The sequence below is a fragment of the Pontibacter sp. YIM B11418 genome (genome assembly GCF_059278805.1).
The window spans coordinates 164,333-176,538 of record NZ_JCAEMH010000005.1 but is presented as its reverse complement, the minus strand read 5'-3'; the positions used below and the strand labels follow the sequence as shown (position 1 = coordinate 176,538).

General features: G+C 50.6%; 8 protein-coding genes. 1 reads left to right on the top strand and 7 read right to left on the bottom strand.

Annotation, left to right across the window (positions count from 1 at the left end; all coding sequences use genetic code 11):
• Positions 1-159: 159 nt before the first annotated feature.
• The 7 genes from AC4QZR_RS13585 to bioB form a co-directional block, all read right to left on the bottom strand.
• Positions 160-4,413: a T9SS type A sorting domain-containing protein gene (locus tag AC4QZR_RS13585; protein WP_494481404.1), complete on the bottom strand. Its 4,254-nt coding sequence runs from the start codon at positions 4,411-4,413 to the stop codon at positions 160-162.
• Positions 4,414-4,870: 457 nt separating this feature from the next.
• A complete protein-coding gene (locus AC4QZR_RS13580) occupies positions 4,871-6,070 on the bottom strand; it encodes a beta-ketoacyl synthase N-terminal-like domain-containing protein (protein ID WP_494481403.1) in 1,200 nt (399 codons plus the stop codon).
• 74 nt (positions 6,071-6,144) lie between these two features.
• Positions 6,145-7,473 carry an adenosylmethionine--8-amino-7-oxononanoate transaminase gene (bioA, locus tag AC4QZR_RS13575; RefSeq protein WP_494481402.1) on the bottom strand — a complete coding sequence of 443 codons (1,329 nt, stop codon included), beginning with the start codon at positions 7,471-7,473 and terminating at the stop codon, positions 6,145-6,147.
• 49 nt (positions 7,474-7,522) lie between these two features.
• Positions 7,523-8,092 carry a HEAT-like fold family protein gene (locus tag AC4QZR_RS13570; RefSeq protein ID WP_494481401.1) on the bottom strand — a complete coding sequence of 190 codons (570 nt, stop codon included), beginning with the start codon at positions 8,090-8,092 and terminating at the stop codon, positions 7,523-7,525.
• Positions 8,093-8,283: 191 nt separating this feature from the next.
• Positions 8,284-8,898, bottom strand: a complete 615-nt coding sequence (gene bioD, locus AC4QZR_RS13565) for a dethiobiotin synthase (protein ID WP_494481400.1) — start codon at positions 8,896-8,898, stop codon at positions 8,284-8,286.
• The gene (locus tag AC4QZR_RS13560) at positions 8,895-10,061 is read right to left on the bottom strand and encodes an aminotransferase class I/II-fold pyridoxal phosphate-dependent enzyme (RefSeq protein ID WP_494481399.1); all 1,167 of its coding nucleotides are present in this window, start codon (positions 10,059-10,061) and stop codon (positions 8,895-8,897) included. Before AC4QZR_RS13560 ends, bioD begins: the two co-directional genes overlap by 4 nt.
• Before the next feature lie 59 nt (positions 10,062-10,120).
• Positions 10,121-11,119 (bottom strand): biotin synthase BioB, encoded by a 999-nt coding sequence (gene bioB / locus AC4QZR_RS13555; protein WP_494481398.1) that lies wholly within the window; start codon positions 11,117-11,119, stop codon positions 10,121-10,123.
• A 311-nt stretch (positions 11,120-11,430) separates the two neighbouring features.
• Here bioB and AC4QZR_RS13550 point away from each other — a divergent pair, with 311 nt between their 5' ends.
• Positions 11,431-12,177, top strand: a complete 747-nt coding sequence (locus AC4QZR_RS13550) for a DUF8692 domain-containing protein (RefSeq protein WP_494481397.1) — start codon at positions 11,431-11,433, stop codon at positions 12,175-12,177.
• The last annotated feature ends 29 nt before the right edge of the window (positions 12,178-12,206 follow it).

The window sequence follows — 12,206 nt, the reverse complement described above, 5'->3', positions numbered from 1 at the left end:
TATAGTCGGGAGCTGGTCAGGTATATCCTTTTGCAAGGTATAAGATGAGCAAAATCCGGCTGCAAATTTAATGAATTCAGGGCAGATGTGTCATAAGCAGTCAAAAAAGAAAAGGCAGCCATTTGCGGCTGCCTTTTCTGTGGATGTTATACCTGGTTCTTAATTCTTCATGATACGGGTAGTAGACTCCATACCTTCGCCCACCACTTTCAGGATATACATGCCCGTCTGTAATTGGCCTAGCTGAAGCTCCAGCACGTTCACCCCTGCATCCAGATCCAGGTCTTTGACTATGACGCGGCGACCATTGATGTCGTAGATGGTCATGGCGGCGACCTGTGCCTCCGGTACTGTGAGTGTTACCTTGATCACGTCTTGGAACGGATTCGGATAAGCTTGCGTGGCCAGCTCGCGCGCCAGTCCTTTGGCATTTACCGCAATCACATTGCTGTAGGCAAACTGCCCATCCGTATCCACCTGCTTGAGGCGGTAGTACACCGTGCCCTGCACCGGTGTGCGATCAGTGAACTGGTACTTGGTCTCCAGACTGGTCGTGCCTTTGCCTTTCACCGTGCCCACTTTTTCAAAGCTTCTCGCATCGAGGCTGCGCTCTATCTCAAAGCGGTCGTTGTCCAATTCCGAAGCCGTCAACCACTCGAGGTGCGCCTGGTTGTTGCGGACAGTAGCCGTGAAGTATACCAACTCTACAGGGAGCGGGATGATGATGGGGGAGTTTTCATTGATCAAAATTGTCACTACCAAGTCTGTAACATCGCCCAAGCTATCAACCAGTCTGACGTTGAGCTCATAAATGCCCGTTACAAGTAAATCTGGATTGCCCACTGTGATGTTACCGGTGGTAGGAGAGAACACAAAGCCAGGAGGAGGCGTGCCGCTCAGCAGGGTAGCAGCCTCAATGCCGCCATCTGTGTCCACTGTGTAAGCCAGGGTGTCGCCTGGGAGATACTCATCCCGGTATTTAGGAGGCAACACCACGTAAGAAGCTTCACAGTTCACCGTGATTCTGACAATATCTACCACTGGCGGAGTTGGGGCGCCACCACAGGAGGTTACTACCGACCAGCGGAACTCATATGGACCAGATACCAGGCCGCTGACAGTGGAGTTCGGGTCGTTTACGTTGGCAAAAGTCGGATCAGCACTTCCCACAGGTTTGGTCACAGTAGACCAGGTACCCACACCCGGTGCGGCTGATTGAGCGGCAAGGACGGCTTCACTGCCGCAGACTGTTGCGTCCTCGCCGGCGTTGGCTATACCTGGGTTGTTCGTTACCTCTACGGTTGCGGTTTGCAATACTCTACGGGCCGGGCAGAAAGGGCTCGACACTTCCACGTAAAAGGTGTAGGTTCCAGGTATATCCAATGCTGCTGAAGTTACAGAGATTATATTGCCTGTGCCCTGCAAGTCATTTGCTATTCGTTCTTCAGAACCACCGGGGGCAACCTGAAATACATCATACAGATAGGTGGCATTAGCTTGGGTAGACACATTGATTACTGCCGGACCTCCGATACATACCCTGGCATTGGTGGCAAACACCGGTCTGTCGATGGCTGGCCCGGAGATGTTAGCCGTGTAACGCCCTGCATCCGTCAGCACACACTGATTGTCATTGTTCGTAATGACAACACTGTAGGTTGCATTGAAGTTAACCGGACCTGTTGACAGGTTGATCGCTGATCCGGTACCCGCAATCGGGCTTCCAACCAGCTCTCCAGTTGCCTCATTCAGCAACTGATAGGTATAGCCTGATGCAGAGGAGCTAAGCTGCAGTATGACATCAGAGCCTGCGCAAACATTGCTTGTAAGAGGCTCCACAGTATAATCGGTTGGCGCCTGGGGCAGCACAGATCTGGTGATCGTTTCGTTCAGGATGGCTTCACAGCTTGCAGGCAGGTTCTCACCTGTAGCACCAGTGATTCGGCGGGCTCTCACGGAGAGCACCACATCCCTGTTAGCGCTTGTTGTATTGCTAATAGGTCCTGACATGATAGTAATTGCGTCGCCCGTACCCATTACAGAAGCGCCGGATACTTCTCCATCAGCCAGTAAGGTATAGATGACGCCCAACTGTGACGCGGCCAGGTTTACGACTACAGGCGTGCTGCCTCCACAGATAGTGGCTGGCGTGCTGGAAGAAACATTGAAGGTAGTAGTCAGTGGCTGACACTCTACGATCACGCTCTCTGCAAATTCACTCTCGCACTGGCCTGGGGCCGTCACAGTAGCGCTTATGTCAGCACCCGGGAATATCTCTGAGCGTGAAAAGCCTGTGATGCTCCAACTGCCATTTTCAGGTATAGAGATTGGTGTGAATGGCGTGCCGTTGATATAGAGTGTCAGTTGTGTGCCACTAGGGCCTGTACCTGAGATAGTAGCAGCGCCTTCAACAATAGGGCTGTTGATGGTCAGGCCTTCTGCCGATGTTTGTGCCGTAGCGGTTACAGGCTCGGAATCCAGGCTTTGCGTACCACCTGGGGCAGTGGCCCGCGCCGTGAAGGCTGTTCCCTGTGGTATGGAAAGCCCTGTCACAGACCAGAAGCCGTTATCGTTGACAGTAGTTGGGGAGCCTACCGCTGTGCCACCCGCATATACCTGAATCGCGGTGCCGGCAGGCTCTGTTGATGTGCCGGTAACAGTAGTCGTCACGCCGCAGTAATCTCCGGAGATAACGGGTGCTGTTGTTTCGCAGCTTGTTACAGTTACATTAGCTGACTGTCCATAATAAGTAGTTGCCGTTCTGGCTCTGGCGAATAAAATGTTTCCGGCAGTGAAACCTAAATTGCCTGTGAAACTCCAGTTACCAGCAGCATCTGCTTGTGCTGTGTAAGCATTATCTGCTGTTGTTACCAGGTATATCGGGCGATCGTTGAGGAACAAGGTCACGAAAGCGTCTGGCGCCGCTGTTCCGGAGACGGTAGGCGAACTTACACAAACGGGTGAGGTGATAGTGGTAGCTGGGCTGGTTGCTGTAGTAGGTAAGTTAACAAATGGAGCTGATGGATTTGACTGGCAACCTGTGCCTATCTGCTGTGTTGCTGTAAATATGCCATTGCCAATACAGTTATTATTTCCGTTACCGCCTCCAGGTGCGCAAACAGTAAATGTCCAGGCGCCTGTATTAGTGGCAGTTACAAAATTTGCGCCAGTGGAGTTAGCTAATAGTATGCCATTTCGATAGATTCGGATAATAGCGTTCGGTGCTGAAGTACCATTTAGTACTCTTCTAGGACCATCCGCTCCGGTAATTGTCGGAGGCGCCGTCGCACATACAGCGCCAGTAACAATCACAGCATTGGAAGCCTCTGAAACCGGGCGGTTTGGTGCAGTGGCTGTTGCTGTGATGCGGTTACCTTCTGCCAATGTCACGCCACTAGGTAATGTGAATGTCCAATTTCCAGTAGCCGTTACAGCCGTATTGCCCAGCGCGGTGCCGTTTCGCTGCACCTGAATAATGGTACCGGCCGGTTCACGGGAAGTACCTGAGATGGCGGTTGCAGCAGTAGTTATTGGGAAATTGATAACCGGTGCAAACGTTATAATCTGAGCAATTTCGTTTGCTACCAGGTTGTTGAGCGTTACAGGAGGCGTGACGCCAATAATATCACGCCAGGCTGCAAGCGCTTCCTGGTTATAGGTTCTGAAATCTACTCCCGCTACGTCAGCTACTAGGCTTAGATCTGAAAGTGCGCTGCGCCCAAGATTGAGGGTACTGGCTACCATGCGCAGGGGGGTGCTGGAAGTGATCCCATTGCCAAAAGCGATAATCGGGACATAGAAATCATAGAAGTAATCCGCGTCGCCGCCGCCAACAGAAGCTGCCTGCGCTCGTTGCGAGAACTGAGTGACTGCGCCACTAAAGAGTGTTCGTGATGAAGTGCCAGTGTGACCGATGAGCCTCACCTCAGAGTTTGAGAAGAGCACCACTTCATACTCAAAACCCGGATTTGCGCCAGTGCCTGCAAAAGTATTGTCTGAGTCGATGAGAATGCTGTACCCTCGCGCAGCTGATGAGATACCGCCCACCCTCAGTCTGAACATGAGGTTTCTGCCATCAAAATACACCTGTAGGGGAGAAGGAGAGGCAAAGTCGGTGTGGCTACCGGCTGTTCCGTTTTTAACATCCCCCAAAGGCTCTGATGCCAGCGTAGGCAATGCCCGGTAGGGAATTTCACTGATCCCTTCTCCAATATCATTGGTGCCTGAGAATCCGGTGGCTGTTGTCGATATATAGTCGTCACCGTTTGGATCTAATATAACCTCCCCACCGTTTCTGGCTGACTGTACAATCATGCCAGGCGTTTGCGCAAAAGCGCTTGCGATCGTAACTACGAGTAAAATAGCAACCAACAGGCTACTCTGTAGAAACGAGACTTGTATAAATTTTTTCATAGTCTGGGTAAAAGTTTGTTATGGCAAGTATTTAGTTAAAAGGTAATTAATACAATAAAAGTTAATGTGAATCAGGCAGGTCATGCCCTATTCGCACTTTTAGATTGTATTGAGTTATACGTGCCTGTGCTATAAAACTTTAGTGTGCAATTGGACTGGAATCGGAAAGTAAGGCAGTGGTAAATTGTATTAATAAGTTCCTATATTACTATACCTTAATTTTAGTGTAGGCAAAATTTGGTTTGTTTCCTGTGTTATGCTCGATTTCACAGAGGAGGATAAGAGAAGAGTAAACTATAAAAAAAGCAGAGGCTACGTAATAGCGTTGAAACTATGCAATTTTAGAAATGGGGTCTAAAGGAAGATGTAGTGGAAATGTACAATAATTGTACTATATAGAAGATGTCTATGGATTGGATTAAAACAGGTTTATAAATTGTAATTTTATAATATATTTCTAAACTATACAAAGGATAATGCTGGCAGCATTTCCGCCGAAACCTGCCGCATTTATCATAAGGCGTCGCATGTCTGCAAAGGGTGAAGTTGGGAATGATAAAGGGTAATCAGGTAGAGTAATTTGTTGTTGATCAAGTAGATGCAGTGCATACTGCAAGCTGAGGGCACCGGAGGCGCCTAATGTATGACCAAGCAGGTGTTTATTTGTGGTGATAGCGAGGGGATTATTTTTGAAGATTGCTTTAATTGCATTTAATTCAGCCGTATCTCCGGCTCTGGTGCCTGGTGAATGGGTAATGATGGCATCAATCATTTGCTGGTGTCGGGGGAGCTGTGTTAAGGCATGCTGCATGGATTGTTGAAAATTGAGTCCTTCAGCAGATATGCCTGTTTTGCTTTTGATTGGCTCAAAACCGAAACCAACTGTTTCGATCACCACATCGCCCCTGATAAGCTGAGAGGGAGTTGCTTTCTCGAGGGCCAGAACGGCTGCACCTTCGCCCAGCACAAAGGTATTCTCGCCGGAGGTGCCATAGGGTTGGCAAGGGAAAGGCTGGTCGTGCTTGGAAGAGTAAATTCCGATCGCTTTCATTTGGGCAATCGTGAAATCGGTGAGGGGTGCTTCGGTGCCGCCAGCCAGAAAGCGGTTGGCCATACCTGCCCGCAGCCAGGCAACCCCGTTCGCGACAGCCATTAGCGCCGTACTGCAAGTGATGGAGTGGCTGATCTGCGCTCCTCTTGCATTCACGGCGTGGCCTACCCAGCTGGACAAGTTTCCCAATGTAGTGGTAGGCGAGGCAGAAGCCGAGAGTCGCTCTTGCTGAAAAGCCTCAAAATGCTGCTCAAATAAGCCGGTAGCCCCTCTGGAGGAGCCGATATTCACAGCCAGGTCTTGCTGTGGTACTGAAGAAGCATTCAACCAACCCGCCTGATCTGCTGCCTGACGGGCAGCGTAGATGGCCATGAGCACAGAACGGTCCAGTTGACGATAGCTGGGGTTGTCTGTCTGGAGTTTTCGTAATGCCTCTTCGCCTGCTTCTGAGAGGGTGGCTACAGGGGTTGGCTGCTGCAGGTGTTTTATAACAGAAAAAGAAGGCCTGCCGGAAAGATAGGCTTGTGCCGCAGATTGCGCATCTATACCTAATGCAGAGATTGCCCCGCAGCCCCTGATCACGATATGTTCTCTTTCAGCTTCCAAATCAATCGCAAAGGTAAAGGGTTTCAGACGAAATTTCCTCAGGTGTTGACCGGGACTATGGAAGTCAGACAGGATTAATCATGCAAAGTAGTCTGAGATGACGGCTCAAAGTAACGTGCGCCGGTGATCAGTTCGCGCATACCTTGGATGGTCAGGTATACCTGGTCAAGCTGTGCATCGGTAATGCAGTAGGGAGGAATCACATAGATAATGTTGCCGAGCGGACGCAGAATCACACCTTGTTCCAGGGCAAAGCTGTAAAGTGTATCGCCCAGTTTGTTGAAGTAGGAAGTGCCGTCGGCTTCGAACTCCACTGCCAGAATGGTGCCTCGCTGCCTTACATCCACTACTTTATCCATTGACCTTAACTGCTCGGCAAAAGCTGCGTGGCGCTTGCTGATGCGGTCGATGTGTTGCTGCGTTTCTTCCTGTAGCAGCAAATCCATACTGGCCAGACCTGCGGCGCAGGCAACGGGGTTGCCGGTGTAGCTGTGCCCGTGAAACAGGGTTTTGCGCTTGTCATCGCTCAGGAAGGCTTCGTAGATCTTTTCGTTACAGGAAGTGGCACCTAGCGCCATGGTGCCGCCGGTGAGCCCTTTTGAAAGCGTAACCATATCCGGTTTATGCTGCAAATAATCGCTGGCAAAAGTGCGGCCGGTACGACTAAAACCTGTCATCACCTCATCGGCAATAGTCAGGATGTCGTGCTGCTGGCAGATGGTGAGCAACTGGTCAAGGACCTCCGGCTGATACATCACCATACCTGCCGTACCAAGTACCAATGGTTCGTAAATAAATGCTGCTACGTCGCCACCTCGGGCAAAATTCTCCAGCTGTTTTACGGTTTCTTCTTCCTGCCCAGTTATAGGCACATCAACGAATTCCACCTCGAACAAATATGACCAAAAGGGGGCTGTAAAGGCGCTGCGGGCACTCACGGCCATGGCACCAAAGGTGTCGCCGTGGTAGCTGTTACGGAAGGCGATGATTTTTTGCTTCGGTATACCTGTATTCTGCCAATATTGTATGGCCATTTTTAGCGCGACCTCTACAGCGGTGGAGCCATTGTCGGAGTAAAAGATGCGGCTCTGGCCCTGGGGTAAGATCTTTATTAAGCGTTCGGCAAAAGTTACCGCAGCGGGATGCGTGAATCCGGCAAAAATGACGTGTTCCAAGGTCTGTAATTGCTCTGCAACTTTTTGGGCGATGTAGGGGTGCGCATGCCCGTGCAGGTTTACCCACCACGAAGCTACTGCATCGATGTACGTCTTTCCGTCCTCTGCATAGAGTAAAGCTCCTTCGCCCCGCACAATAGGTATAGGAAGTGCGGCGGTTTTCATCTGCGTGTACGGGTGCCAGATGACCCGCTGGTCGCGGCGGGCAAGGTTATCGGAAAGGGGCATAAGTCAGGTATAGCTCTGGTGCGAAAGTATAAAACACCGGGGGATTTGCCTACCGATTGTGTGGAAAAAAGCGCTTCAGCAGTCTTTTACCCCGGCTGAGCATGGCGGGGGAGCCGTCTTTCAGCAGAAATTCAATCTGGGCTTTCAGTTCGTCCTTTATCCACGGAAACTCGTCCTGCATGTATGCCAGTACATCCAAGCAGTTAACCCTTACTGCCACAGGTGTGCGCGGATCGATCAACCACTCAAACATGGTTTTCAAGACGGCTTCATGGTCAGGTATAGCACTCCAGGCGGTTCTGTAGATGGGCCTTGCCTTGGGATTGGCGCAACACATCAGTATTTTGGTGAAATGCCGCTGGCAACTCAGGTTATGCTGAGCGGCCAACCGGCTGACAAAATCCGGCAGGTGAGGCACGAACTGTTCGGGGTAGGTATAGGCCACTTCTTCCAGCACCCAGGCAGCCCGAAAAGCAACAGCTGGTTTGTGCTGCGTGTAACAAAGACGCAGCAAATCCGCGACTGGCAGCTTGCCTGAATTCGCCTGAGCCGACAAATGCTGTACCTGCGCTTTGCTCTGTATCTGACTCAAAACCTCAAAAAGTTCTTCTGTATGCATGCGCCGTGTCCAAAAAATTTGCGAAATCAGGTATAGCACCTGACCAAATTTAGGAATAGAGAATAGCTTTTCATAGCACAAATAGCAAGGAAATTGCCTGGTGCCATGTCAGGTTTTAAGCGGAAGCTGGAATCGTTTTAGTAGAGTTTAACCTATAGGCAAGGTATAGGTGTATCCTTTGTTATATGAACTTACAGGTAAGGGGTGAAGCTCTTAGCATACTCAGCTACAGCCTCTTGGCAAAAGTCAGCTTCCTGCCGGATAGAGGGCAGACGGCGCAGCCCGGTATACTTGATGATGAAGTCTTCTGAAGTCTGGTTCTCTTCCCCGTTAAAAATGATGCCTGCCACCGGCACTTTGCGGTAACGCAGCACCTCGGCCGTGAGCAAGGTATGGTTGATGCTGCCCAGGTAGTTTCTCGAGACGAGGATCACTTCCAGACCCAACTGCTGCACTAGGTCCAGCACCAGGTAGCGCTTGTTCAGTGGAACCATCAAACCTCCCGCACCCTCCACAATCAGGTTATTCTGCGTTTCGGGGAGTTTCAGACCGTGCACATCTATTTCTATACCTTCGGCGGCCGCTGCTTTGTGCGGAGACGAGGCCATCTTCAGGCGATAAGCTTCGGGGTAAAACACAGAAATCTCATTCGACACCAGGCTTTTGACCATGTCGGTGTCCGTAAAATCGAGGCCGCCCGACTGCACGGGTTTCCAGTAATCGGCGTGTAAGGCTTCGGTGAGTATGGCTGCGGCAACTGTTTTGCCAACGTCCGTTCCGATGCCTGTTACAAAATATCTTTTCATGTACCTTTCGCTATGGCCTGCACGAGGCCGTCAATTTCTTCTTCACTATTATAGGCATGCACGATCACGCGGAGCCGTTCTGTACCGGCAGGCACAGTTGGGGGCAACACGGGGCGCACATCAAATCCAGCTTGTTGCAGCGCACCCGCCAGCGCCTTGAGTTGCCGGGGCTCTTGCGGGAAAACAGATAGGATCACACTGTCTTCCGGGGTGCAGCGTATGCCGCTAAGTTTGTTCAGTTTTTGGTACAGTCGGGTCGCGAGTTGCTGCACGCGCTCACGCTCGGGCGCGAGTTCGGGCAGCAGGGTATAAGCACACTTCAGAGCTACCAGCGCATGCGTCGGCAGGCCCGTTGTGTATATAAATGCTCTACTATAATTGATCAAAAAGTCGCGCAGCACTTGTGGACCGACCACAGCTGCTCCATGTGCGCCCATGGCTTTTCCATAGGTGATGACCTGCGCAAATACTTGTTTTTCCAGCCCAAGAGCCACTGTTAATCCTTCGCCTTTATCGCCATACAAGCCTACGGCATGGGCTTCGTCCACAATCAAAGCGGCCCCCTGCTCGTTGCATACCTGAGTCAGTTCTTGCAAAGGTGCTTTGTCGCCATCCATGGAGTAAACCGATTCTACCACCACGTATACCTGTCCGGTCGTGCGCTTCAGTTTTTGCCGGAGGTCCTCTACGCTGTTGTGCCTGAAACTGTAGGTTTTGGCAAAGCTCAACCGCAGCCCGTCTTTCATGGAGGCATGGCTGGCCTCGTCATAAAACACCGTGTCGCCACGCTGCGGCAAAGCAGACAATAGCCCCACATTGGCCGTATACCCCGAGTTGAAAAGCAATGCTGCCTCTCCCTTGTGGTAAGACGCGACTATACCTTCCAGCTCTTCGAAAAGGCCGTGGTTGCCGGATAGCAGTCGGGAGCCCGTTGCTCCCAAAGGCAAATGTCTGTAGCATTCCTCTTCCTTATGGATGAGCGCCCGCAATTTCTCATTGCGAGCAAGGCCGAGGTAGTCGTTGGAGCAGAAGTCAATGAGTCCGGCGGTAGTTTTAAGCGAACGCAATGTCCCGTGTGCCGCCCGCTCCGCCAGCTTCTGCTGTAGTTTATTTTTTAATGGACTATTAAACAAAGGAATTCCTGACAAAAGATTGAATGACAAAAATCAAGTTACAAAAAAGTCTTTTGTCTTATATCAGATAGTCTTTTGTCAAAGAAAAACTAGCAAACGTGTTGTACTTCTTCTTTAAAAGACTTGCGTGGCTTAAGACCCAGCATTTCGAACATGGCTTTGTCTGCGTCGAAGTCCGGGTTTGGAGTTGTCAAAAGCTTTTCGCCTGTGAAGATAGAATTGGCGCCGGCCAGGAAGCAAAGAGCCTGGTCGGTTACGCTCATGCGCTCACGTCCAGCCGATAGTCGTACCATCGTTTTTGGCATCAGGATACGGGCTGTCGCGATCATGCGCACCATTTCCCATACCGTAACCAGTGGCTGGTTTTCCAGCGGCGTGCCTTTCACGGGCACCAGCGCATTTACCGGCACTGACTCCGGGTGTTGCACCAGGGTAGACAAGGTATGGAGCATACCAATGCGATCTTCGTCTGTTTCGCCCAAACCGATAATGCCGCCCGAACAAACCGATATACCTGCTTTGCGCACGTTTTCAATCGTGTCGAGGCGGTCGTCGTAAGTGCGGGTTGTGATGATGTTGGAGTAATTTTCTTCTGACGTGTCGAGGTTGTGGTTGTAGGCGTACAGACCGGCTTCTTTTAGCTTCTCGGCCTGGTATTCGTTTACCATACCCAGGGTACAGCAAACTTCCAGGCCCATTTCGTTCACGCCCTTTACCATGTCCAGCACCTTGTCGAAGTCGCGGTTGTCGCGCACCTCGCGCCAGGCCGCACCCATGCAGAAACGGGTAGAACCACCGTCTTTGGCACGCTGTGCTGCCGTGAGCACTTGCTCCTGACTCAACAGTTTGTGTACATCCACATCCGTATGGAAACGGGCAGCCTGCGGACAATACGCGCAATCTTCCGGACAGCCGCCGGTTTTCACTGACAATAAAGTACATACCTGTACCTCACCGGTTGCCTGGTGCTGCTTGTGCACATTGGCTGCCTCCACGATCAGTTCCAACACTGGTTTATTGTAAATCGCTTTGATCTCCTCTAATGTCCAGTCGTTTCGAATAGCTGCGTTTAGTCCGTCTTGCGTCATAATGCTTGGGTTTGGATTACGAAGATAATTTGAAGATTTAGGAATAAAAAATCAAGCCTGGGGGTATGTTCGGTGGATAACTTGTTAACTATTTAAGCTACTGCATCATTTCTGTGGATAAAATGGTTTGTTAATTTGTTAGGAAGCCGCATTTGACGGATTAGGGTTGGAACACAGGTATAGCTGAACAAAATGATCAGGCATGTTTGCTTCTTGCGAAGACCAGTAACCCGGACACGACAACAGATGAAGTCGTTTTAAGGTATACCTTAATCTGTAAAATTTGGAGTCCTGTTCTGACGTGCTGACCTATGCTGCTAACTTCTACTTCCCCGACCACCACACCCTTGCTTCTTTCTCCTGAAAATGTGCTTCGGAAGCTCGGCATAATTATTTTCGTGCTGCTGCTCGCTGATATTGCCGGGATTGTACTGGACAGTGTGTTGCAGTACGACTCCAGATTGACGCGGATATTGATGTATTACTTTACCTTCAACGGAGAGAGTAACATCCCCGCCTTCTTCTCTTCGGTAATGTTACTGGCCGCAAGTGGGCTCCTTTTTCTGATTTACATTCAACACAAACGATTTGCTCAGGAAAACTATACCCGTCATTGGTTTGTACTGGGGTGCCTCTTTCTGTTTATGGCCATAGATGAGAACACGCAGGTACACGAGCGGGTGGCGGATTTTGTGCGACCTCGCCTAACGACTGACTTGTCAGGTATGCTACACTGGGCCTGGGTGGTGCCATACGGTGTGCTTACGCTCGCTGTGGTAGCCTATTTCTTGCGTTTTGTGCTCCGGCTACCTACCTATACCCGTAACCTGATTCTGTTGTCGGGTGCACTGTTTGTTACCGGTGCCCTGGGGCTGGAGTTTTTTGAGGGTTATCTGTATAAGCGCTATGGGATCGACCACCTGTACAACCGAATCCTCTACTGCCTGGAGGAGTTGATGGAAATGTCTGGAGTAGCACTCTTCATCTATACCTTACTCGACCACCTGGCAAGGTATGGCACTCAGATCGTGATCGCTCCCAAAGACAGCGAAGCATAATATTCGTACCTTTGCAGGTATACGGGCAA